21 protein-coding genes and 2 pseudogenes are annotated in these 21,780 nt (G+C 70.5%); 15 read left to right on the top strand and 8 right to left on the bottom strand.

Translation table 11 applies throughout. The features are described 5' to 3' along the window. The first annotated feature begins 1 nt into the window (after position 1). The 14 genes and pseudogenes from fliI (at position 2) to G4G93_RS31490 (ending at position 11,776) form a co-directional block, all read left to right on the top strand. Positions 2–1,345, top strand: coding sequence for a flagellar protein export ATPase FliI (gene fliI / locus G4G93_RS31555; protein ID WP_165091035.1), 1,344 nt, complete (start codon positions 2–4; stop codon positions 1,343–1,345). Between the two features lie 185 nt (positions 1,346–1,530). Further along, the gene (locus tag G4G93_RS31550) at positions 1,531–2,802 is read left to right on the top strand and encodes a flagellar hook protein FlgE (protein WP_165091032.1); all 1,272 of its coding nucleotides are present in this window, start codon (positions 1,531–1,533) and stop codon (positions 2,800–2,802) included. A gap of 41 nt (positions 2,803–2,843) precedes the next feature. After that, entirely contained in the window at positions 2,844–4,307 is a 1,464-nt protein-coding gene (gene flgK, locus G4G93_RS31545) for a flagellar hook-associated protein FlgK (RefSeq protein WP_165091030.1), read from the top strand. Between the two features lie 41 nt (positions 4,308–4,348). Further along, on the top strand, positions 4,349–5,389 hold the full coding sequence (locus tag G4G93_RS31540; RefSeq protein WP_165091028.1) for a flagellar hook-associated family protein: 1,041 nt from the start codon (positions 4,349–4,351) through the stop codon (positions 5,387–5,389). A gap of 55 nt (positions 5,390–5,444) precedes the next feature. Further along, positions 5,445–5,792 carry a flagellar biosynthesis regulator FlaF gene (gene flaF, locus G4G93_RS31535; protein WP_165091025.1) on the top strand — a complete coding sequence of 116 codons (348 nt, stop codon included), beginning with the start codon at positions 5,445–5,447 and terminating at the stop codon, positions 5,790–5,792. An 8-nt stretch (positions 5,793–5,800) separates the two neighbouring features. Beyond that, positions 5,801–6,223: pseudogene (flbT, locus tag G4G93_RS31530) on the top strand (flagellar biosynthesis repressor FlbT); the annotation flags it as partial. Between the two features lie 127 nt (positions 6,224–6,350). Further along, positions 6,351–6,779: a flagellar hook assembly protein FlgD gene (gene flgD, locus G4G93_RS31525; protein ID WP_165091020.1), complete on the top strand. Its 429-nt coding sequence runs from the start codon at positions 6,351–6,353 to the stop codon at positions 6,777–6,779. A gap of 23 nt (positions 6,780–6,802) precedes the next feature. Then, a complete protein-coding gene (gene fliQ / locus G4G93_RS31520) occupies positions 6,803–7,069 on the top strand; it encodes a flagellar biosynthesis protein FliQ (RefSeq protein ID WP_165091017.1) in 267 nt (88 codons plus the stop codon). A 150-nt stretch (positions 7,070–7,219) separates the two neighbouring features. After that, the gene (gene flhA, locus G4G93_RS31515) at positions 7,220–9,304 is read left to right on the top strand and encodes a flagellar biosynthesis protein FlhA (RefSeq protein ID WP_165091112.1); all 2,085 of its coding nucleotides are present in this window, start codon (positions 7,220–7,222) and stop codon (positions 9,302–9,304) included. Beyond that, the gene (fliR, locus tag G4G93_RS31510) at positions 9,301–10,056 is read left to right on the top strand and encodes a flagellar biosynthesis protein FliR (protein ID WP_312892308.1); all 756 of its coding nucleotides are present in this window, start codon (positions 9,301–9,303) and stop codon (positions 10,054–10,056) included. Before flhA ends, fliR begins: the two co-directional genes overlap by 4 nt. Continuing rightward, a complete protein-coding gene (locus tag G4G93_RS31505; protein WP_165091014.1) occupies positions 10,056–10,472 on the top strand; it encodes a hypothetical protein in 417 nt (138 codons plus the stop codon). The genes fliR and G4G93_RS31505 overlap by 1 nt, the downstream gene beginning before the upstream one ends. Before the next feature lie 49 nt (positions 10,473–10,521). Beyond that, positions 10,522–10,995 (top strand): rod-binding protein, encoded by a 474-nt coding sequence (locus G4G93_RS31500; protein ID WP_165091010.1) that lies wholly within the window; start codon positions 10,522–10,524, stop codon positions 10,993–10,995. Positions 10,996–11,000: 5 nt separating this feature from the next. Continuing rightward, positions 11,001–11,333 carry a flagellar protein FlgN gene (locus tag G4G93_RS31495; RefSeq protein WP_165091007.1) on the top strand — a complete coding sequence of 111 codons (333 nt, stop codon included), beginning with the start codon at positions 11,001–11,003 and terminating at the stop codon, positions 11,331–11,333. Next, positions 11,330–11,776, top strand: coding sequence for a hypothetical protein (locus G4G93_RS31490; RefSeq protein WP_165091004.1), 447 nt, complete (start codon positions 11,330–11,332; stop codon positions 11,774–11,776). Before G4G93_RS31495 ends, G4G93_RS31490 begins: the two co-directional genes overlap by 4 nt. Before the next feature lie 99 nt (positions 11,777–11,875). On the opposite strand, the gene G4G93_RS31485 is transcribed toward G4G93_RS31490, so the two are convergent. Next, positions 11,876–13,339, bottom strand: coding sequence for a DegQ family serine endoprotease (locus tag G4G93_RS31485; protein WP_395412034.1), 1,464 nt, complete (start codon positions 13,337–13,339; stop codon positions 11,876–11,878). A 65-nt stretch (positions 13,340–13,404) separates the two neighbouring features. Continuing rightward, positions 13,405–14,661, bottom strand: a complete 1,257-nt coding sequence (locus tag G4G93_RS31480) for a glycosyltransferase (RefSeq protein WP_165090999.1) — start codon at positions 14,659–14,661, stop codon at positions 13,405–13,407. A gap of 146 nt (positions 14,662–14,807) precedes the next feature. Here G4G93_RS31480 and G4G93_RS31475 point away from each other — a divergent pair, with 146 nt between their 5' ends. Continuing rightward, complete coding sequence (locus G4G93_RS31475) at positions 14,808–14,984, top strand: hypothetical protein (RefSeq protein ID WP_165090996.1); 177 nt, start codon at positions 14,808–14,810, stop codon at positions 14,982–14,984. A 207-nt stretch (positions 14,985–15,191) separates the two neighbouring features. Here G4G93_RS31475 and G4G93_RS31470 read toward each other — a convergent pair whose 3' ends face one another. The 6 genes and pseudogenes from G4G93_RS31470 to glmM form a co-directional block, all read right to left on the bottom strand. Then, positions 15,192–16,868, bottom strand: coding sequence for an acyl-CoA dehydrogenase family protein (locus G4G93_RS31470; protein WP_165090993.1), 1,677 nt, complete (start codon positions 16,866–16,868; stop codon positions 15,192–15,194). Between the two features lie 109 nt (positions 16,869–16,977). Then, positions 16,978–17,748, bottom strand: coding sequence for a glucose 1-dehydrogenase (locus tag G4G93_RS31465; protein ID WP_165090990.1), 771 nt, complete (start codon positions 17,746–17,748; stop codon positions 16,978–16,980). A gap of 87 nt (positions 17,749–17,835) precedes the next feature. Beyond that, a complete protein-coding gene (locus G4G93_RS31460; protein ID WP_165090987.1) occupies positions 17,836–18,756 on the bottom strand; it encodes an outer membrane protein in 921 nt (306 codons plus the stop codon). 173 nt (positions 18,757–18,929) lie between these two features. Continuing rightward, positions 18,930–19,769 carry an outer membrane protein gene (locus G4G93_RS31455; RefSeq protein ID WP_165090984.1) on the bottom strand — a complete coding sequence of 280 codons (840 nt, stop codon included), beginning with the start codon at positions 19,767–19,769 and terminating at the stop codon, positions 18,930–18,932. A 171-nt stretch (positions 19,770–19,940) separates the two neighbouring features. Further along, complete coding sequence (locus G4G93_RS31450) at positions 19,941–20,816, bottom strand: outer membrane protein (RefSeq protein WP_165090982.1); 876 nt, start codon at positions 20,814–20,816, stop codon at positions 19,941–19,943. 273 nt (positions 20,817–21,089) lie between these two features. Further along, positions 21,090–21,780: pseudogene (gene glmM / locus G4G93_RS31445) on the bottom strand (phosphoglucosamine mutase); the annotation flags it as partial.

Here is a 21,780-nt window from a genome sequence, read left to right as displayed (position 1 = left end):
CATGACGGCCGACCTGCTGCGGACGGATCCCCTCGCACGTCTCGCCGAGGCGATGACGGAGGCGCGCCGCGACGGCGCCCTGGTGCGGGTCGGCGGGCCGATCCGCGAGGTGACGGCCAGCGCCTGCCGAATCGGCGGCGTCGCGCCCTTCGTGCGCCTGGGCGACCGGATGGGCTTCTCCGTCGGCGGGCGGGCGCAGGTCGGCGAGATCGTGCGGATCGATGCCGAGGGCGCCACGCTGAAGGCCTACGAGAGCCGGATCGAGGCCGGGATCGGCACCCTCGCCCACCGCCTCGGACCGGCGGAGCTGCGGCCCGACCCGAGCTGGAAGGGCCGGGTCATCGACGCCCTCGGGCGGCCGATCGACGGTGCCGGGCCGCTCGCGTCCGGCGCGGCCGCCGCCGCCCTCGACGCCGATCCGCCGGCGGCGCTCGGCCGCGCCCGGGTGCGCGCGCCCCTGCGCACCGGCGTCCGTGCCCTCGACCTCTTTACCCCGCTCTGCGCCGGCCAGCGCATCGGCATCTTCGCCGGGTCCGGCGTCGGCAAGTCGACGCTGCTCGCCATGCTGGCGGGCGCCGAGGGCTTCGACAGCGTCGTCGTCGCCCTGGTGGGCGAGCGCGGGCGCGAGGTGCGCGAGTTCCTCGAAGGCCCTCTGGCGCCGAGCCGCGCGCGCGCCGTCGTGGTGGTCTCGACCGGCGACGAGAGCCCGATGATGCGCCGCCAGGCGCCCAAGGTGGCGCTCGCGGTGGCCGAGGCGTTTCGCGATCGCGGCGAATCGGTGCTGCTGATCGTCGATTCGGTGACCCGCTACGCCCATGCCGCCCGCGACGTGGCGCTGGCGGCCGGCGAGCCGGCGGTGGCCCGCGGCTACCCGCCGAGCGTGTTCTCCGACCTGCCGCGCCTGCTCGAGCGGGCCGGCCCGGGCCTCGAGGGGCGCGGCACCATCACGGGCGTGTTCTCGGTCCTGGTCGACGGCGACGACCACAACGACCCGGTCGCCGACAGCATCCGCGGCACCCTCGACGGCCACGTCGTCCTCGACCGCGCCATCGCCGAGCAGGGCCGCTACCCGGCGGTCGACCTCCTCGGCTCGATCTCGCGGCTCGCCACCGAGGTCTGGACGCCCGAGCAGCGCGACCTGATCCGCAAGCTGCGGTCGATGATGGCCCGGTTCGAGGAGACCCGGGACCTGCGCCTGATGGGCGGCTACCGGTCCGGGACCGATGCCGAACTCGACCAGGCCATCGCCCTGGTGCCGCGGATCTACGACTCCCTGCGCCAGGATCCGAGCCAACCGCCGAGCCAGGACGCGTTCCTGGAACTCGCCCAGAGCCTCCGGGGCTGACGCGATGACCCGTTCTCCACAGCCGCCGATCTCATCCTCCGAGATCACTGCTTCCAAGCTCCGCGCAAGCCTGAGCGGGTCTAGTCCGCCCTTGAGCCAGCCTGTCTCGGGCTGAGGATCCGTCCCGGGTCCCCCCTTCCTGCCTGCGCCCACCCAGAACCACTTTCGACGAACGAGGTCCCGCAATGAGTCTCATCGGCGTGCTCCGCTCCGGTGTCTCGGGCATGAACGCCCAGTCGAACCGCATCTCGACGGTGGCGGAGAACATCCAGAATTCCAGCACGACGGGCTACAAGCGCGCCTCGACGGAGTTCTCCTCCCTGCTGATCGCCGATACCGGGACCGGCAACTACAATTCGGGCTCGGTCGAGACGACGGTGCGGCACGCGGTGTCGGAGGGCGGCACGATCAACGCCACGACCTCGAAATCCGATCTCGCGATCGACGGCAATGGCTTCTTCGTGGTCAAGGACCCGACCGGCGCCCCCGCCCTGACCCGCGCCGGCAACTTCAAGGTCGACGCCACCACCAACACCTTCACCAACGCGGCCGGCATGACCCTGATGGGCTACAGCCTGCTCGACACCGGCAAGCCCACCACGACGCTCAACGGCGTCGCCGACATGGTGCCGATCAGCCTCGCCTCGGTCAGCAGCCGGGCGACGCCGACCACCACCGGCAGCCTGTCGGGTAAGCTCCCGGTCGATGCGGCCACGGTGCCGGACGGTCAGTACTCGAAGAAGTACTCGATCGTGACCTACGACAACGTCGGCAAGTCCAAGACCGTCGACGTCTACCTGGCGAAGAAGTCCGACAGCACTTGGTCGGTCTCGCTCTACGACGCCGCCGCCACCCCGACCCCGACGGGCTCGACGCCGGCCCTGCCGTCCGGCACGCCGCTGGCCACCACCACGATCGGCTTCAACGCCCAGGGCAAGTTCACCGGCACGCAGAAAGCCGGCCCGCCGGTGACCTATGATGGCGAGGGATCCATGACCCTGACCGTCCCGGGCGGCCAGAGCACGACCGTCGACCTCTCCGGCCTGACCCAGCTCGCCGGCGACTACGCCGTGACCGGCACGGCCAACGGCAAGGCGCCGGCAGCGGTGACCGGCACGTCGTTCGACACCGACGGTACCGTCTACGCCACCTTCGACGACGGGACGCGGCTGGCCGCCTTCAAGATCCCGGTCGCCGTCGTGCCGAGCGCCGACAACCTCGAGCCGCGCTCCGGCAACATCTACCGGCCGACGACCGAATCCGGCGGCATCCAGGTCGGCTTCGCCAACGAGGGCGGCCGCGGCAAGATCCTGTCGGGCTCCCTCGAGCAGTCGAACGTCGACGTCAGCAGCGAGCTCACGGCGATGATCGAGTCGCAGTCGACCTACACCGCCAACTCGAAGGTGTTCACGACCGGCAACGAGATGCTCGACACCCTGATGAGCCTCAAGCGGTGACGCGCGACGGCCGCCACCTCAAGGCCACCGGGAACTGACAGATGGGCCTCTCGCTCGCGCTCAACACCGCACGCTCGGCGCTCCTCGCGACGTCGAGCCAGATCGCCACCTCCGCCCGCAACACGGCGGGGGCGAACGACCCCGGCTATTCGCGCAAGGTCGTCAGCCTGGTGAGCGGTGCGGGCGGGACCACCATGGTGGTCACCCGCGCGAGCGACGCGGCCCTGTTCGGGCGCAAGCTCGCGGCGACCTCGTCGTCGGCGGAGAGCCAGGCCCTGCTCGACGGCCTCACCGCCTTGTCGCGGACGGTGGGCGACACCAGCGACGCCGGCTCGCCGGCGGCGCGGCTCGGCGCCTTCAACGCGGCGCTCCAGGCCGCCGCCAACCGCCCGGACAGCGGCGACCTCGCCCGGGCCGCGGTCGAGAGCGCCCGCGACCTCGCCACCAGCCTGAACGACGCCGCCGCGACGGTGCACGACGTGCGCGCGCAGGCCGACCAGGGCATGGCGGACTCGGTCGCGACGATCAACGACCTGCTCGGTCAATTCGACCGCGCCAACAAGGCGGTGATGCGCGGCACCGCCTCGGGCCAGGACGTCAGCGACGCCCTCGACGACCGCGACCGGATCCTGACCCAGCTCTCGGCCGAGATCGGCATTTCCGTCACCGACCGTGCCGGCGGCGACATGACGATCGCGACCGACAGCGGCGTCGTCCTCTACGACCGAGGCGCCCGGACGGTCGCCTTCACCCCGACGAGCAGCTTCCAGGCCGGGACGCAAGGGGGCCCCGTGACGGTCGACGGCGTGCCGGTGACCGGAGGCGGCTCGCCGATGCGGCTCGCGAGCGGGCGGCTCGCCGGCCTCGCCACCCTGCGGGACGAGACCGCGGTCGCCTACGAGAACCAGCTCGACGCGATGGCCGGAGCGGTCATCGACACGTTCAAGGAGACCAGCTACCGCGACGTCTCCGACCCGCTCTACACCGTTCCGCGGGCCGGCCTGTTCTGGTCGGGCAGGAACAACATCCTGCCGGGCGCGAACACCGGGCTCGCCACCAGCATCGTGCTCAACAGTGGGGTCGATCCGCGGTCCGGCGGCAACGTCGCGCTTCTGCGCGACGGCGGCATGAACGGTGCCGACTACCGGTCGAACCCGACGAACGACGCGGCCTACTCCTCTCGCCTGCGCGAACTGGCGGACGGGCTCGCCGCAACGCGCCGCTTCACCCCGGGCCCGCCGCTGAACGAGACCGCGACGCTTGCCGGCTTCGCCGCCGATTCCGCCGGCTGGCTCGAAGCGACCCGCAAGGCCGCCTCGACCGATGCCGACTACCAGAAGACGCTGCTCGGCCGGGCGACCGACGCCCTGTCGAACGTCGCCGGCGTCAACGGCGACGACGAGGTCGCCCTGACCCTGCAGCTCCAGCGCTCCTACGCCGCCTCGGCCAAGTTGCTGACCATGGTGGACGACATGCTGAAGACGCTCCTGGACGCGGTCCGGTGAGCGGTCGCGGCGTCGATCCCTGAGACGGAGGCTCACACCCGATGATGACCACGAGCTACATCTCCAGCCTCAGCCTGCTGAACGCGCCCCGCAGCGCGGCCATGCGGCTCCAGGGCGAGATCGACCGGGCGACTCAGGAGATCGTCAGCCAGCGCTACGCCGATATCGGCCTCGCCCTCGGCGATGGGGTCGGGCGCAGCTTCGGCCTGCGCCAGAATGCGGCGGAGGTCGCCTCCCTCAAGGACGGCAACGGCGTCACGGCGCTCCGCCTGAGCGCGAGCCAGACCGCGCTGCAGCAGATGCAGAAGGCGGCCGACGCGCAACTGAGCAGCCTGACCGGCCTGACGGCGGACAAGCGCGTCGCCGCCATGGCGACCTCGTCGGCCGACCTGCTGACCTCGCTCACCGGCCTGCTCAACAGCTCGGCGAACGGGCAGGCGCTGTTTTCCGGCACCAACACCGACGTCCTGCCGGTCCGCGCCGACGCGGCGGCGACGGCCAAGGCGGCGGCGCTCAAGGCCTTCGAGGACACCTTCGCCTTCCCGCCGAGCGATCCCCGGGCCGCGAGCCTGACGGCGGACCAGATCAAGACGTTCCTCGAAAACACGGTGGCGGCGCAGTTCTCCGATTCGAACTGGGCCACCACCTGGTCGCAGGCGTCCAACACCGCCATCACCAGCCGCATCTCGCTGAGCGAGTCCGCAACCACCTCGGTCACGGCGAACGAGACGGCGTTCCGCCAGCTCGCCCAGGCGGCGGTCGTCGCCGGGCTCGGCCTCACCGGCCTGTCGGCCGACGCGCAAGGAGCCGTCTCCGACCGGGTGATGGGCCTGCTCAGCAAGAGCGGCGCCGGCCTCGTCTCGCTCCAGGCTGATCTCGGCCGCACCCAGTCGCGGCTCACCGACGCCAACACCCGGCTCGATGCGCAATCCACCCTGATGACCCAGGAGATCTCCCGCCTCGAATCGGTCGACACCGTCGAGGCCAAGACCCGGCTCGACGCCGCGACGAAGCAGCTCAACATCTCGTACGCGCTCACCGCGCAGCTTCAGGGGCTGTCGCTCCTGAAATACGTCGCGTAAGCGCGACGCCCGTCCCCGACCGCGCACGACACCAGACCGACGAGGCATCGGCCCGATGTACCGCTTTTCCTATTCCGAGATCCTGGAGGACGCCCCGGAGGTCGGCCGCGAGCGCGAGCGCGCCGCCTTCGACCGGGCGCTCACCCTCCTGCGCGACGTCGAGATCCGTGGCCTCGCCGGCCCCGAGCGGACGGCCGCGGTCGGCTTCGTGCAGGACCTCTGGAACGTCCTGATCTCGGACCTGCTGGCGCCCGAGAACGGCTTGCCGGAGGCTTTGCGCGACGACCTGATGTCGATTGGCGCCTGGACCATGCAGGAGGCGGGCGAGGTGTTGCGCTCGCCCGAGCGCAGCCTCGCCGCCCTGATCGAGGTGAATTCCTCGATCCGCGACGGGCTGCGGTGAGCGGCGCCATGCGTCTGTCGCTGCGCGCCGGGGAGCGGATCTACATCAACGGCGCCGTGCTGCGGGTCGACCGGAAGGTGGCGATCGAGCTCCTGAACGACGCCACCTTCCTGCTCGAGAGCCACGTCCTGCAGGTGGAGGAAGCGACGACGCCGTTGCGCCAGCTCTACTTCGCGGCCCAGACCATGCTGATCGACCCGGCCCGGACCGAGGCGGCGTGGTCGCTCTACGACGGCATCCGGGACGGCCTCCTGGCGACGATCCGTGATCCGGCCCTGCGCGACGGGCTCGAGGCCGCCCACGGGCTCATCGAGGCCGGCCGCCTCTACGAGGCGCTCAAGCAGCTCCGTGGGCTCTACCCCGCCGAAGCCGCGCTCCTGAGCCCGGGCGACATGCCCGTGGCGCCGGTCCCGGTGCTCGGCGCCCTCGCCCGCCGCAGCCGCGGGCCCGAACGCCCCCGGGAGCGCCCCCCTTCGGGAGCGGACATCCGGCGGCCCCCGGCCGCGCGAGGCCGCCCCGCTCCCCAGACCCTGCCCGCCCTCGACCCGGAGGCCTGACATGTCCGTTTCCAGCACGTCCAGCGCCACCGCCGGCGGCTCCACCCCGGCGACCTCGACCGCGGCGGCCGCCGCCAAGGCCGGCAGCTCCGTCGCCGCCTCGATGAACTCGGATACCTTCCTGACGCTGCTGATGGCGCAGCTGAAGAACCAGGACCCGACCAAGCCGATGGACTCGACGCAGTATGTCGGCGAGCTCGCCACCTTCTCGCAGGTCGAGCAGGCGACGAAGACCAACCAGAAGCTCGATTCGCTGCTCGCCTCGAGCTTCCTCGACCAGGCCGATACCGTGATCGGCCGCACCCTCACCTCGGCCGACGGCACCACGACCGGCACCGTCCAGTCGGTGCGGGTGACGAGCGACGGGGCACTGGCGCGCCTGACCAACGGCACCGACGTGCTGCTGACCTCCGGCGTCGTGATACAGTAGGGAGCGGCGGATAGGAGACCATCATGAACGAGGTCGACGCCCTCGAACTCGTCCGCTCGGCGATCTGGACGGTGCTCGTCGCCGCCGGCCCCGCGGTCGGCGCCGCGATGCTGGTCGGCGTCGCAGTGGGGCTCCTGCAGGCGCTCACCCAGATCCAGGAGGTCACCCTGACCTTCGTGCCGAAGATCGTGGTGATCCTGCTGGTGCTCCTCGTCACCGGCACCTTCGTCGGCGGGCAGATCCACGCCTTCGCGGAGGCCGCCTACGGGCGGATCGCCACGGGGTTCTGAGCGTTCGGGGGCCGTGCCGCCGACCCGGTCGTCGCGGGCCGGGGCGGGACCGGCTTCCGGGGGCCGCGCCGGCTCCCCTTCCCCCAACCCCCGCACAAGCCAGCGATGGCACATCCTCTCGCTCAAGCGGTCGCGGAGGATGGAGACGTCATGGCGGTGGGCGCGGCGCCGGCAATCGAGCGCAAGTCGCGGCGGGATTTCGGCTTCGCGGCCGGCATCGTGGCGATCCTGGCGGTGCTGTTCCTGCCGGTGCCGGCAGTGCTCATCGATGTCGGGCTCGCCTTCTCGATCGCCCTGTCGGTGCTGATCCTGATGGTGGCGCTCTGGATCCAGAAGCCGCTCGAATTCTCGTCCTTCCCGACCGTGCTGCTGATCGCCACGCTCCTGCGCCTGGCGCTCGGCATCGCGACGACCCGGCTGATCCTGGCCAACGGCCAGAAGGGCGTGGACGCCGCCGGCCACGTCATCCAGGGCTTCTCGCAGTTCGTGATGAGCGGCGACTTCGTGATCGGGATCGTGGTGTTCCTGATCCTGATCACCGTCAACTTCCTGGTCATCACCAAGGGCGCGACCCGCATCGCCGAGGTCGGCGCCCGCTTCACCCTCGACGCGATCCCCGGCAAGCAGATGGCGATCGACGCCGATCTCAATGCCGGGCTGATCGACGACAAGGAGGCACAGCGCCGGCGCCGGGAGCTGGAGGAGGAGAGCGCCTTCTTCGGTTCGATGGACGGCGCCTCGAAATTCGTCCGCGGCGAGGCGGTGGCCTCGCTCATCATCATCGCGGTCAACGTCTTCGGCGGCATCATCATCGGGACGACGCGGCACGGCCTGCCGCTCGGCACCGCCGCCGACATCTTCACCAAGCTCTCGGTCGGCGACGGCCTGGTCTCGCAGATCCCGGCGCTCATCGTCTCCCTCGCCGCCGGCCTCCTGGTCTCGAAGGGCGGCACGCGGGGCACCGCCGAGCAGGCGGTGATCGGGCAGCTCGGCGCCTATCCGCGCGCGCTCCTGGTCGCGGCGGCGATGATGGGCGTGTTCGCCCTGGTGCCGGGCCTGCCCTTCCTGCCCTTCGTGGCGTTGAGCGGCCTCCTGTTCTTCGTCGCCCGCACGATCCCCCGCCGCCTCCAGGCCCAGGCCGACGCGGCGGAGGCGAAGGCCAGGGCCGAGGAAGCGGTGAAGCAGGCGGAGGCCAAGGAGAAGGATTCGGTCAAGGAGTCGCTCAAGACCCCGGAGATCGAGCTGTGCCTCGGCCGCCAGGCCGCCTCGCAGATCCAGGCCTCGTCGGAGCTCGGCCACCGGGTCGCCAAGATGCGGCGCAAGTTCGCCCGCCAGTACGGCTTCGTGGTGCCGGACATCAAGGTCTCGGACAACCTCGCCCTGCCGGCGAAGGGCTATCAGATCCTGATCCACGGCACCGTGGCGGCCGCCCATGAGATCCGGCCGGGGGAGATGCTGGTGGTGATCGGCGACGGGCCGAAGCCCGACGTGCCGAGCGACGAGGTGCGCGAGCCCGCCTTCGGCCTGAAGGCGCTCTGGGTGATGGATTCCTATGCCGGCGAGGTGCGCCGCGGCGGCTTCGAGCCGATCGACGGCGCCTCGGTGCTGCTGACCCACCTCTCCGAGGTGATCCGCAACAACCTGCCGCAATTCCTGTCCTACAAGGACATGCGCGGCCTGCTCGACCGCCTCGACCCCGAATACAAGCGCCTGCTCGACGAGATCTGTCCGTCGCAGATCTCCTATTCCGGCCTCCAGGCGGTGTTGAAGCTCCTGCTCGCCGAGCGGGTCTCGATCCGCAACCTGCACCTGATCCTCGAGGCGATCGCCGAGATCACCCCGCATGCGCGCCGGGCCGAGCAGATCGCCGAGCACGTGCGGATGCGCATGGCGCAGCAGATCTGCGGCGACCTCGCCGAGAACGGCGTGCTCAACGTGCTGCGGCTGGGTGCCAGCTGGGACCTGTCGTTCCACCAGAGCCTGAAGCGCGACGCCAAGGGCGAGGTGGTGGAGTTCGACATCGACCCGCGCCTCGTCGAGCAGTTCGGCACCGAGGCCTCGGAGGCGATCCGCTCGCGGATGAAGGAGGCGCACGGCTTCGCCCTCGTCACCGCGCCGGATGCCCGGCCCTACGTGCGGATGATCATCGAGCGGATCTTCCCGACCCTGCCGGTGCTGTCGCATCTCGAGATCGCCCGCGGCATCGAGATCAAGTCGCTGGGCACGGTATCGTGACGAAGATCGGGCCGGACAGCTTCCTTGCCGTCTTCCTGATCTTCTGCCGGGTCGGCGGCTGCCTCCTCGTCGTCCCGGGCTTCTCCAGCCCGCGGGTGCCGCAGCAGGTGCGGCTCCTCATCGCCGGCGCCGTCTCGCTCGCCATCGCGCCGCTGATCGTGCCGCAATTCGAGCCGCGGCTCGCCGGGCAAGCGCCGACCGAGACCCTTGCCTGGATCGTCAGCGAGACCCTGACCGGGCTGATGATCGGCTTCCTCGGCCGGATCTTCATCCTGGTGCTGGAGACGGTGATGAACGCGACCTCGACGATGGTGGGGTTCGGCGGCATGCCGGGCTCGCCGGTCGAGGGCACCGACCCGGTGCCGGCGGTGGAGGGGCTGATCGTGCTCACTGCGACCGCGCTCCTGTTCGCCGCCGACCTGCACTGGGAGCTGTTTCGCGGTCTCGTCGAATCCTACGCCCGCATCCCGCCCGGCGAGGGGGTCGGCAGCCAGGTGATGCTGACCCGGATCGTCGACCAGGTCGCCGCCGCCTTCATGTTGGGCCTGCGCATCACCGCGCCGTTCATCATCTACGCGATCCTGGTCAACCTGGCGGCGGGCTTCGTCAACAAGCTCACGCCGACGATCCCGGTCTACTTCATTGCTACGCCGTTCGTGATGTTCGGCGGTCTCCTGATGCTCTACTATCTCGCGGGCGAGTTCATGATGCAGTTCCTCCTCGGCTACGCGTCCTGGCTGCAGCGCGGCTGATGGCGGGCGGCACGGGAGACCGGCTGAAGCGCGCCCAGCGCCTCGTCACCGTGCAGGAGCAGATGCGCCGCGCGGCCGAGATCGCGCTCGCCGCGACCCGCGAGCGCGCCGCCGGGATCGAGGCCGACCGGGCGCGGCTGCTCGCGGCGCTCGCCTCCTCCGACCACGGCCCGATGCTCCTGGAGGCCACGGCCAGGCGCTTGCGCAACCTCGCGGCGGAGGCCACCGCCCTCGAGGCGGAGGCCGCCGCGCAGGCCGATGCCGTGCGCGAGCGCGGTCTCGCCCGCAAGCGGGCCGAGGCGCTCACCGAGCGCCGGGCCGAGGATCACCGCCGCGAGGTGGACAAGCGCGACGACCTGGAGCGCCTCGACGGCCTCGCCGCCCGCCTCGGCCGCCCCGGCGCAAGCCTCCCGTAAGCCAGCGGGCTTACAGCTTCCGTTCACCACGAGACTTCCGGATCTGCCGATGAGCATCACCCCGCCCTCCGACATCGTGCTCGACGTCGCCCGGGCCGCCGATCCGGCGCGCTACCAGGACGCCGTCGCCAAGCTGTCGCAGCCCGGCAGCGCGGGCGCCACCGCCTTCGCCGATGCCGCACGGGATGTCGGCCTCTCGACCCACATGCCGCTCGATGCCCGCGGCACCCTCACCGGCCTGCAGAACCAGACCAGCCTCTCGGGCGCCGGCAGCGACCCGTACAAGAAGTTCGAGGGATTGGTTCTCCAGCAATTCGTCGAGGCGATGATGCCGGAGAAGTCCGAGACCGTGTACGGCAAGGGCAATGCCGGCGGCATCTGGAAGTCGATGCTGGCCGAGCAGATCGGCACCCAGATCGCCAAGGCCGGCGGCATCGGCATCGCCAAGATGCTCAACGCCGCCCACCCGGCCGCTCCGGCCGTCGCTCCGGCGGACGCCGCCAATCCCGCGGCCAAGGTCTGACCGCCATGCTGCTCGCCTGCGTCAAGCGACTGGAAGCCGTGATCGAGGAGGAGACCGAGGCGCTGGAGAGCCGGGCCCCGGTCGACCTCGACGCCCTCAATCACCGCAAGAGCCAGGGGCTCCTGGAACTCACCCGCCTCACCCGCGGCCTCGACGTCGCCGCCCTCGACGCCACGGTGGCGATCCACCTCGCGCGCCTGCGCGACAAGCTCGCCCGCAACCAGCAGGTCGTCGCTCTGCACCTGCGGGCGGTGGAGGAGATCGGCGACACCCTGGCCCAGGTGGCGCTCGCCGCCGAGTCGGACGGCACCTACAGCGCGCGAGCGCTCCGCTCATGAAGATCCTGATCACCGGCCTGTGGATCTGCGCCGTCACCATCGCGTCGTGCTACGGCGCGGTGACCTTCGGCGGCGGCCTGTTCAGCAAGAAGACCGAGCCGTACCTGGAGGGCCTCCAGTACCAGAAGCTCGCGCCGATCAACATTCCGATGATCGCCGACGGCAGGGTGCAGGGCTACGTCATCGCGGTCCTGGTCTTCACGGCCGACGCCAAGCTGATGCACACCCTGCCGGTGCCGCCCAACGCCTTCGTGGTCGACGAGGCCTTCCGCCAGATCTATTCCGACCCGACCCTCGATTTCCGCCGCCTGGCGAAATACGACATCACCCGGCGGCTCGCCGAGGTGCGGGCGAAGGTGAACGAGCGGCTCGGCGGGGACGTGGTCAAGGACGTGCTGGTCGACGAGATCAATTTCGTCGCGAAGCGGGAGGTGCGGTCGTAGGTCTGTCGCCGCTCTCCCCAAGAAGGCGCGTCGGGCCCTTTCCCGGCCCCCCTGGCAAGCAGATCCGGGAAAGGGGGGAAGGCGGAGCGGTGAAAGCCCCTACCCCCCGAACACCGAGGTCAGCTGCTGACCGCCCCGGTTGATCGTCACCTCCCACATCGCGGCGGGCGCGCGGGTCATGCGCTCCAGGTCCTTGGTCGAGGCGACCGGGGCGCCGTTCACCGCCACCACGACGTCGCCCTTCTGCAGGCCGACCCGGTTGGCGACGGTGCCGCCCTCGACCTCGGCGATGATGACGCCGTCGCCCTGGCCCTGCGCCGACACGTCGAGCTGCATCTCCTCCGCCACCGCCGGCGACAGGTTGACCGCCGTGGCGCCGAGGAAGGGCGAGCGGGTCTTCACCTTCAGGGTGTCGCGGGGCCGCGTCTCCGGCGCCGGCCCCAGGCGCACCGGCACCATGGTGCGGGTGGCGCCGCGCAGGACCGTGAGCTTGGTTTCGCCCTTGATGCCCTTCAGCGCGAAGCGGTAGCCGAAGGCCTCCGGGTCGTCGACGGTCTGGCCGTCCACCGCCAGGATCACGTCGCCGCGCTTCAAGCCGGCCTCCTCGGCCGGGCTCTTGGGCTGCATCGAGGCCACCAGAACGCCGGTCGGGTGATCGAGGCCGACGCTGTCGGCGATGTCCGGCGTCACGTGCTGGAGCCGGGCACCGAGCCAGGGCCGGCGCACCGTGCGGGAGCCGCCCTTGGCGGTCTCCACCACCGCCCTGACCATGCTGGCGGGAATCGCGAAGCCGATGCCGTGGCTGCCGCCCGATTGGGAGTAGATCGCCGTGTTGATGCCGACGAGGCCGCCGTTGAGGTCGACCAGCGCGCCGCCCGAATTGCCCGGGTTGATCGCCGCGTCGGTCTGGATGAAGAACTGGTAGTCGGCGGAGCCGACCTGGGTGCGGGCGAGCGCCGAGACGATGCCCTGCGTCACCGTCTGGCCGACGCCGAACGGGTTGCCGATCGCGATCACGAAATCGCCGACCTGAAGCCCTTCCGAATCGCCGATCTCCATCGGCGTGAGGCCGCCGGTCGGGCTCTTGATCTTGAGGATGGCGAGGTCGGTGCGGGGGTCGCGCAGCAGGATCTGCGCCTCGAACTCGCGCCGGTCGTTCAGCGCCACCTTCACCTCGTTCATGTTCTCGATGACGTGGTTGTTGGTGACGATCAGCCCCGAGGCGTCGACGATGACCCCCGAGCCGAGGGAGCGTTGCGCCCGCTCCTGCGGCAGGTTCGGGCCGGCATCGCCGAAGAACCGGCGCAGGAACTCGTCCATGGCGCCGCGGTTGGCGGCACGCTTCTCGACATGGGTACCGTAGACGTTGACCACGGACGGAGCGGCGCGCTTGACCAGCGGCGCGAAGGAGAGCTGCACCTGCGCCTTGGATTCGGGCACGGCCCGGTTGTCCGTGAGGGCGCGGAACGGTGGCACCGACTCGGCCTGCGCGGCCGCCGGATGGGCGACCCCGAGGAGGAGCGCGGCGAGCAGCAAGGAGGTCGTCGGGCGGCGCATCGGCATTCGGCTCCGGAAGAGGTCGGGCAACTGGTCGGGCCAGAGATCGGATTCGCGGTCTGGGTGCTCTCTCACATGACAGCACTGCGCTGAAAAGATGGCGCCTCGGCCGCACCGGTCATCCCGGCATAGAGGTCGCACAGGGCGGCGGCATGCGCGGCCAGCGTCATCGGGGCGGACCAGTAGCGGGCATGGGCGGCCTCGCCGAGGCGGCGCACCAGGGCGTCGTCCCTCAACCGGCCGAGAGCCTCGGCCAGCGCCGCGAGGTCCGGGGCGGTGACGAAGCCGGTCACCCCGTCCCGGATCTTCTCGGCTGCGCCGGCCCGGTCGGAGGCGACGGCCGGGATGCCGGCGGCGAGCGCCTCGTAGATCGTCAGCGGGCCGGTTTCGAGCCAGCGCGCCGGCGCCGCCACGGCGCGGGCCCGGCGGCGCAGCAGCGCCTCGACCTCGTCCGGCGCGCGCCAGCCGACCACCTCGGCCCCCGGCACGGCGCCCAACGTGTCGGCGAGCGGCCCGTCGCCGATAAACAGCGAGGGCAGCCCCGCCCGATGGGCCGCCTGCGCGACGAGATCCGCCCCCTTCTCGCGGGTGAAGCGGCCGACGAAGGCGACCGCATCGCCGGAGGCCGGATCGGCCGGGGCAGCGCGCGCGATCCGGACCGGGTTGTCGATGCGGTGGTGGCGGACGGGGGCACCTTGCATCATCGTCTCGATCCGCGTCCGGCTGCCGTCGGAGACGTGGACGAGGTCGAGCCGACGCGACGGGAAGCCGCGCAGGATCGCCGCCAGCTGCGCCACCGCGCGGGCCACCCGCACCGCCTTGTGGACCCGCGACTGGGGATCGCACGGGGCTGCGAGGCAGCCGGGCGAGAACGGGCGCACGGTGCAGGGCTCGGCCCGGTCGAAGCGGTAATAGACGCCGTTCGGGCAGACCAGGAAGTAATCGTGCAGCGTGATCGCGACGGGCAGGCCGGTGCGCGCCAGCACCGGAAAGATCGCCGGCGAGAGCGAGCGGGTCCATTGGTGCAGGTGCAGCACGTCGGGCTTCGCCGGCAGGGCCGCGAGCGCCGCGTCCAGACGCCGCGCCGCCTCGCGGTTCCAGATCCCCTCGATCGCGCCGCGCCAGGCCGGCCGTTCCCACACGTCGGTGAGGCTCAGGCCGACCCGCCGGATGCCGGGGTGGTCGAGCATCGGGTCGGCCGGCCCGTCGACCCCGTGGATCAGCGTGACGGCGACGCCGCGCTCGGCGAGACCGCGGGCGGATTCGATCGCGACCTTCTCGGCGCCCCCCTTCGGCGTGGCGAAGTTCGTCAGGATGGCGGCGTGCATGGCGGAATCCCTCGCGTCGGCGAAGCCTAGCCGGCGAGGCGCCACCGTCCCGTTAACCACCGCCCGCACGCAACAGGCTCGGACCCTGCGCGTTAGCCGGGCAGACCGTCCCCGGACCGAGGGACGCCGCGACAGGAGAGTTCGCGATGAGCGAGTCCAAGACCCCGAACCAGGACCAGCCCGGTCTCCGCCGCGACAGCGCCTCGCCGGACGACAAGGCGCGGCCGGAGAACCAGCAGAGCAAGCTGAACGAGCGCCTCGACGAGGGCCTGGAAGAGACCTTCCCGTCGAGCGACCCGGTCTCGGTGAAGATCACCAAGTAGCGCCTGCCCCGTCGCACGCGACGATCGACCGGAACGAGGAAGGGCGCCGCGGTTGGACCCGCGGCGCCCTTCCTGCTTCGAGCGCTTCATACACTGTCCGGCTGCGTGCTTCGCCACGCGGAAAGCGGCTTCGCTCAAGCGCGGCGCGGGCTCGTGAGGCGACCTCCGGAAGAAGCATCCGGAGGTCGTCTCAGTTCGCGCGGAGGGTCACTGCACCTCGAGCAGGCGCCGGGCAATGACCTGGGCCTGGATCTCGGCCGCGCCCTCGAAGATCGACAGGATGCGGGCGTCGCAGAGCAGGCGGCTCACCGGGTATTCGAGGGCGAAGCCGTTGCCGCCGTGGATCTGCAGGGCGTTGTCGGCCGCCGCCCAGGCGACGCGGGCGCCGAGCAGCTTCGCCATGCCGGCCTCGAGGTCGCAGCGCTTGCCCTCGTCCTTCTGGTGGGCGGCGAAATAGGTGAGCTGGCGGGCGATGTTGATCTCGACCGCCATCATGGCGAGCTTGTCGGCGACCCGCGGGAACGAGACCAGCGGCTTGCCGAACTGCACCCGCTCCTCGGCGTAGCGCAGGCCGACATCGAGGGCCGATTGCGCCACGCCGACGGCGCGGGCCGCGGTCTGGATACGGGCCGATTCGAAGGTCTGCATCAGCTGGGCGAAGCCCTTGCCCTCGACGCCGCCGAGGAGGTTGCCCTCCGGCACCTTGAACCCGTCGAAGGCGAGCTCGTACTCCTTCATGCCGCGATAGCCGAGCACTTCGATCTCGCCGCCCGACAGGCCCTCGACCGGGAAGGGGTCCGCGTCGGTGCCGCGGGGCTTCTCGCCGAGCAGCAGCGACAGGCCCTTGTGGCCCGGCTCCTCGGGCTTGGTGCGCACCAGCACGGTCATCAGGTCAGCCCGGACGGGGTGGGTGATCCAGGTCTTGTTGCCGCTGATCCGCCAGGTATCCCCGTCCTTGACCGCCTTGGTGCGCAGCGAGGCGAGGTCCGAGCCGGTATTGGGCTCGGTGAAGACCGCGGTCGGCAGGATCTCGCCCGAGGCGATCTTCGGCAGGAAGCGGCTCTTCTGCTCCTCGGTGCCGCCGCACAGGATCAGCTCGGCGGCGATCTCCGAGCGGGTGCCGAGCGAGCCGACACCGATATAGGCCCGCGACAATTCCTCAGAGACCACGCACATCGAGATCTTCGGCAGGCCCATCCCGCCGTATTCCTCGGGGATGGTCAGGCCGAACACGCCGAGCTCGGCCATCTGGCCGATGATCTCGAGCGGGATGTAGGCGTTCTTCCGGTGCCACTCATGGGCGTGGGGGGCGACCTCGGCCTGGCCGAAGCGGCGCATCTCGGCGCGGATCGCCTCCATGTCCTCGTCGAGGCCGCTATCGCCGACCGTCGCGGCGCCGGCGCCCTCGCGGATCAGCCGTACCAGGGCGGCGCGGTTCTGGGCGGTGTTGCCCTCCGCGATCAGGGTCTCGACGGCGTCCGAGCGGTGGCGCGCGACCTCTTGCGCCTTCAGGCCCAGCGACGAGGTCGGGCGCACCATCTCGCCCTGGCTCATCGGGATGCCGCCGAAGAGCTGCTCCAGGTACTCGCCCAGGCCGATGCGCACGAGCAGCGTCTCGGTCTCGCCAAGGCGGCTCTCGGCCGACAGGCGGGCGGCGTAGGCGCCGAGCTGGCTGATCGCCTCGGCATAGGTGGTGAGCCAGGCGAGGCCGTGGGCGGCGTGCTGCTCGGCCTCGATCCGCTCGGGCGAGAGCCGGCCGTCGGGCCCGAGCAGGCCGGCGCGGACCCGGCGGGCGGCGTCGGCGGCGAGCGCCTTGGCGGCGAGGCCGGCCTCCTGCGCCAGGGTGACGAGATCGGTCGGGGCGGGGGCGGCCTGGGCGGACATCGGTCAGGTCTCCGGTGGATTTGCTGCGGCGCATACAAATAGCGGCGAATCGCCGGCCTGTAGAGGGCCTGAGATGCCGCTGGGACCCGACTTTATGGGGAGCGGCAATTTATTGTGCCGTGACGCCGCCGTCGATCACCATCTCGGCCCCGGTGACGAATCCGGCCTCGTCCGAGGCGAGATAGGCGGCCAGGGCCGCGATCTCGTCCGCCGCGGCGTTGCGCCCGACCGGCACCGAGGCGCGCAGGCGCTCGGAGAGTTCGCCGGGCGTGTAGCGGCTGCCGCTGGCCAGATCGCGCAGCATGTCGGTCTCGGTGAAGCCCGGATGGATCGAGTTGCAGCGCACGCCGTATTTCTGGCGGGCGCAGTGCAGGGCGACCGACTTGGTGAGCAGCCGCACCGCCCCCTTCGAGGCGTTGTAGGCGGCGAGGTTGTGCCCGCCGACGATGCCGGAGACCGACGAGAGATTGATGATCGCACCCCCGCGCCCGGCCGGCGGCTTCATCGCCCGGACGGCATGGCGGCAGCCCAGGAAGGTGCCGTCGACGTTGATGTCCTGGACCCGGCGCCAGTCCTCGAGCGTCACCGACTCGATCGTGCCGACCACCGCGATCCCGGCATTGTTGACCAGCACGTCGAGCCCGCCGTGGCGGGACACCGTGCGGTCGACGGCTCTGGTCCAGTCCTCGTCCTTCGTCACGTCGAGGGCGCAGGGATGGAAAGCCGGGTTCTCCGGCGCCACGCGCTCGGCTTCCCCCTCGTCGATGTCGGCGAGGATCACCGCCGCCGCCCCCTCGCGGGCGAAGCGCCGCGCGATCGCAAGCCCGATCCCCCGCGCGCCGCCCGTGACCAGGGCGACCTTGCCGGCCAGACGCTGCATCCGGATTTCCTTCCCTCGCGTCCCGCCTCTTGCATCGGGCGGTCCGCCAGGGTGACGCGGCCGGCCTGCGGCCGCAAGCGCCGGATTCTAGAACTTCACCGCGGCGCCGCCGCGCACGGTGTTCAGGTTCATCTTGTGGCCGTCGAAATCGTTGAACAGGACGTACTGGTACTCGGCGCGCAGCAGCAGGTTCGGCGTGATGGCGTATTCGATACCGGCCCCGGCCGCGATGCCGCCGACGATCTTCTCCTTGCTGCGCGTCAGGACGACCGGCGGGGCGATGATGCTGGAACTCGGATCGTTCTGGTTGAAGTAAGAATAGCCGACGTTGAACACGTTGACCGCTTTCGACTTGTCGGCAAGCGCCTGGTTGGCGCGATAGGTCGCCTGATCGAACTCGTAGTGCTCGATCGCCGCGGTGTCGGCGATCTGCGCGCGGCCGATGGCGAAGCCGCCGGTCACGTAGGGCATGACGTCGCCGAGCGTGTAGCCGAACCGCGCCCGGATCGTCGCGTAGTCGTTGATCCGCGTCGAGGCATCGCCGTCGAGACCGATGGCACGGAAGAAGCCGTTGCTGCTGACGGTGCTGCGCCCGATCGAGTCGTGCGGGGCCCGGCCGGTGACGCCGAAATGCGTGTAGTCGAGCTCGACGCCGATGACGGTGTCGTCGAACTGGTAGTTGACGCCGGCATAGGCGCCGAAGCTCACGCCGTCGCGGCGGGTCGATCCGGCATGCAGCAGCGTCGAGGCCTGCATCTCGTTCTCGATCGCGGTCGCCCGCAGGGCGTTGGCGACGATGGGCTGGTACACCGATCCGAAGCCGAAGCTCGCGCTCGTCCAGCCGGCATGGCCGCCGACATAGATGCCCTCCCAGGTCGAGAAGGAGGGCGCCGCGGCCGGCTCGTAGCTGCCGCCCCGCAGGGCCCCGAAATCGAGATCCGCGGCCTGCGCCGCCACGGGCGCGCCCAGACCCAAGCCGACAAGAAATCCGAAAGTCGAGAAACGCATCTGGGCCGCCTCCGGCACGATGATCGGCAAAATTTGCCGTGCCGCAGCCATTACAATGCCTTGGTAACCTTAAAGACGCGTTACGGCCACGGGAGAACGGTCAGGAACCGGACACGCGAAAACGCCCGATGCGACGGGCGCACCGGGCGTTTCGCTCATTCGAGCGGTGAGGATCAGTAGGTCAGGCCGCCCAGGCGCGGCAGGGCGAGGCCGTTGCCGAAGGCCCAGCGCAGGCCGACCCGGAACTCGTTGGCGGCGATGTCCTTGATCCGGGTGTTCTGGTTGTAGATGTCGAAGCCGGTGCGCGCCTTGCCGACCTCGAGGTAGCGGTAGCTCGCGTCGATGCTGACGCCGGCGCCGATCTCGTAGGAGATGCCCGCCATGGCCGCCCAGGCGAGGCCGACCGCCGTGTGGTTGGCGCGGGCATCGAACCCTTGCGCGCCGAGCTGGTAGGTCCCGTCGACGCCGCTGCCGCAGGCGGTGGTGAAGCAGGTGGTGCCGGTCCACGCATCGTGGAAACGCTTGCTCGCCATGCCGACGCCGGCGCCGACATAGGGTGTGAAGCCCCACCAGGTGCCGAGATCGACGTAGACGTTGAACAGGCCGGTCAGCACGTCGAGCTTGCCGGCCTCGGTGTTGAAGCCCTCGACGAAGTTGGTGCGCGAAGAATAATCGCGGAAGCGGCTGCGGGTGCGCCCGTCGACCGTGACGTCGGCCCGCAGGAAGCTGTTGAAGCGGTAGCCGATGCCGCCGCCATAGCCGTCGGTGTTGCCGAGGCGGAAGCCGACGAGCTTCGCGCCGTCGGTGCCCGGCAGGGTGTCGTCCTTCGGGTGGCGGAAGTCGCTCGCCGTGTAGTCGCCGCGCAGGTACCAGCCCGAGCCGACCTCCACCGGAGCGGGGAGCGGTGGGGGCGGCGGAGGCGGGGGCGGCAGCAGGTCGGCGGCGAGCGCCGGCGCGCCGAGCAGGCCGAGCCCGAGGAGTGCGACCGGGAAGCAATGACCGAACCGTGCCATGGGGCGCCCTTTCCTGCCCTTCGACTCCTCGGCCGGGGCGAAATACGCGAAACTCGTGGTGGGCCTGTTCGCCCGATCAGTAACGTAGCGTCAGAAGGTTAGCGGCCGTTTAACCCTAATCGCCCCCTCACGGGGCCCCGGCGCCCGGAGGGCGCCGGAGGGCTCGTCGTCTCAGTACTTGCGAACCAGAGGTGCCATCGGCATCGGCGGCGGAGGCGGCTCGTAGGCGACAGCGGCGACGGCCGGCGCGCCGAACATCCAACGCATGCCGAGCTTGATGTCCTGGGACTCGAGCTCCGTGGCGCGGTACACCGTCTTCAGGTTGCAGGCCGGCACGCAGGTCACCACGCCGGTCTGGGCTTCGCCCATGTTCAGGTAGCGGTAGGCGAGTTCGAGCTTCAGGTTGGGCGTGACGGCGTAGCTGACACCGGCATGCGCGGCCCAGGCGAAGTTCGTCTTGTCGTAGGACTTTCCGTAACCGAGGCCGCCGACATAGGTGCCCAGGCCCTGGTCGGTCACCGACCCGAACATGTGGTGCGCAAAGCCCACGCCGGCGCCGACGAACGGGGTGAACCCGTACCAGTTGCCGAGGTCGATATAGGCATTCGCCAGGCCGACGACGGACGAGAACTTGCCCGTCGTGAGATCGTAGCCGCCGCGGGTGCCGTAGGAAAGATCCTCGGCCACGAAGCGCCAATCCGTCTTCGAGCGATACTCGCCGGTCAGATCGAAGCGCAGCCAGGGATTGAACTGGTAGCCGACGCCGACGCCGACGAAAGCCTGGTCGCCGAGTTGATCCTCGATCGTCCTGTACTTGTAGGGGACCCGCGGGGTCGAGACGTCCTCGACGACCGTCTTGCGCAGATCGAGAACGCCGATGCCGACATCGCCGCGCAGGTACCAGTTGCCGCCGACATCCACCGGCGGGGGCGGCAGCGGCAGCGGCGGTGGGGGCAGGAGGTCGGCGGCGTGGACGAGCCCCGGCGCGGCCACGCTCGCAGCGAGCGTGAACATGCGTGCCAGCGCGAGTGGCTTGCTGCGGCCCATGACGGTTCCTTGTTCTGATGGGCCGCTGCAGACTTCGGGCGGCCGATCCGGAAGACGTCACGACTCTCGCCGCGTTCGGTAAACCCGTGCTTAACGTTAAGCGTTAGGGCTGAGAAAGCGTTGCATTTGATCGATCCGGGGCGAGAAAGACACGAATCACCCCTGTGCAAGTCGTGCGGACGGTCTCGCCGAATTTTCTCGCGCAGGTTGCGGGGCGGAGGGAGCGGGACACGAGGTCCGCTCCCGCCGCCCGGACTTCACGCGAATCCCGGTTCAGGCCGCGACCTTGCGCAACGCCTCGACCACGTCATCGACCACCCGCACCACCAGATCGCGGTCGTCGCCCTCGGCCATCACGCGGATCACCGGCTCGGTGCCGGACGGCCGGATGACCAGGCGGCCGCCCTCGCCGAGGCGCTGGCGCGCGCCCTCGATCGCCGTGACGACGCTGTCCTGGCGCAACGGCTCGCCGCCGGTGGCGTAGCGCACGTTCTTCAGCACCTGCGGCAGCGGGTCGAAGCAGTGGCACACCTCGCTCACCGGGCGCTGCTGGCGCTGCACCACCGAGAGCAGCTGCAGCGCCGCCACCAGCCCGTCGCCCGTGGTGGCGTAGTCCGACATGATGATGTGGCCGGACTGCTCGCCGCCGAGGTTGTAGCCGTGCTCGCGCATGTGCTCGAGCACGTAGCGGTCGCCCACCGCCGTGCGCACCATCCCGAGGCCGAGCCCCCCGAGATAGCGCTCGAGGCCGAGATTCGACATGATGGTGGCCACGATGCCGTTCTTCGACAGGCGGGCATCCTCCTGCCACGAGCGGGCGACCACCGCCATCAGCTGGTCGCCGTCGACCTGCCGGCCCTTCTCGTCGACCACCAGCACCCGGTCGGCGTCGCCGTCGAGGGCGATGCCGATATCGGCGCGCAGCTCGCGCACCTTGCCGATCAGGGCCTCGGGCGCGGTCGAG

This window comes from Methylobacterium sp. DB0501 (genome assembly GCF_011043735.1).
Lineage (GTDB): Bacteria > Pseudomonadota > Alphaproteobacteria > Rhizobiales > Beijerinckiaceae > Methylobacterium > Methylobacterium alsaeris.
The sequence above is the reverse complement of the archived record's forward strand: the minus strand, read 5'-3'. Positions and strand labels throughout refer to the sequence as shown.

What these genes read in the sequence shown, in the direction of transcription:
- fliI (WP_165091035.1), top strand. Translation starts at nt 2, where the DNA reads ATGACGGCCGACCTGCTGCGGACGGATCCCCTCGCACGTCTCGCCGAG.
- G4G93_RS31550 (WP_165091032.1), top strand. Translation starts at nt 1,531, where the DNA reads ATGAGTCTCATCGGCGTGCTCCGCTCCGGTGTCTCGGGCATGAACGCC.
- flgK (WP_165091030.1), top strand. Translation starts at nt 2,844, where the DNA reads ATGGGCCTCTCGCTCGCGCTCAACACCGCACGCTCGGCGCTCCTCGCG.
- G4G93_RS31540 (WP_165091028.1), top strand. Translation starts at nt 4,349, where the DNA reads ATGATGACCACGAGCTACATCTCCAGCCTCAGCCTGCTGAACGCGCCC.
- flaF (WP_165091025.1), top strand. Translation starts at nt 5,445, where the DNA reads ATGTACCGCTTTTCCTATTCCGAGATCCTGGAGGACGCCCCGGAGGTC.
- flgD (WP_165091020.1), top strand. Translation starts at nt 6,351, where the DNA reads ATGTCCGTTTCCAGCACGTCCAGCGCCACCGCCGGCGGCTCCACCCCG.
- fliQ (WP_165091017.1), top strand. Translation starts at nt 6,803, where the DNA reads ATGAACGAGGTCGACGCCCTCGAACTCGTCCGCTCGGCGATCTGGACG.
- flhA (WP_165091112.1), top strand. Translation starts at nt 7,220, where the DNA reads ATGGCGGTGGGCGCGGCGCCGGCAATCGAGCGCAAGTCGCGGCGGGAT.
- G4G93_RS31505 (WP_165091014.1), top strand. Translation starts at nt 10,056, where the DNA reads ATGGCGGGCGGCACGGGAGACCGGCTGAAGCGCGCCCAGCGCCTCGTC.
- G4G93_RS31500 (WP_165091010.1), top strand. Translation starts at nt 10,522, where the DNA reads ATGAGCATCACCCCGCCCTCCGACATCGTGCTCGACGTCGCCCGGGCC.
- G4G93_RS31495 (WP_165091007.1), top strand. Translation starts at nt 11,001, where the DNA reads ATGCTGCTCGCCTGCGTCAAGCGACTGGAAGCCGTGATCGAGGAGGAG.
- G4G93_RS31490 (WP_165091004.1), top strand. Translation starts at nt 11,330, where the DNA reads ATGAAGATCCTGATCACCGGCCTGTGGATCTGCGCCGTCACCATCGCG.
- G4G93_RS31485 (WP_395412034.1), bottom strand. Translation starts at nt 13,339, where the DNA reads ATGCCGATGCGCCGCCCGACGACCTCCTTGCTGCTCGCCGCGCTCCTC.
- G4G93_RS31480 (WP_165090999.1), bottom strand. Translation starts at nt 14,661, where the DNA reads ATGCACGCCGCCATCCTGACGAACTTCGCCACGCCGAAGGGGGGCGCC.
- G4G93_RS31475 (WP_165090996.1), top strand. Translation starts at nt 14,808, where the DNA reads ATGAGCGAGTCCAAGACCCCGAACCAGGACCAGCCCGGTCTCCGCCGC.
- G4G93_RS31470 (WP_165090993.1), bottom strand. Translation starts at nt 16,868, where the DNA reads ATGTCCGCCCAGGCCGCCCCCGCCCCGACCGATCTCGTCACCCTGGCG.
- G4G93_RS31465 (WP_165090990.1), bottom strand. Translation starts at nt 17,748, where the DNA reads ATGCAGCGTCTGGCCGGCAAGGTCGCCCTGGTCACGGGCGGCGCGCGG.
- G4G93_RS31460 (WP_165090987.1), bottom strand. Translation starts at nt 18,756, where the DNA reads ATGCGTTTCTCGACTTTCGGATTTCTTGTCGGCTTGGGTCTGGGCGCG.
- G4G93_RS31455 (WP_165090984.1), bottom strand. Translation starts at nt 19,769, where the DNA reads ATGGCACGGTTCGGTCATTGCTTCCCGGTCGCACTCCTCGGGCTCGGC.
- G4G93_RS31450 (WP_165090982.1), bottom strand. Translation starts at nt 20,816, where the DNA reads ATGGGCCGCAGCAAGCCACTCGCGCTGGCACGCATGTTCACGCTCGCT.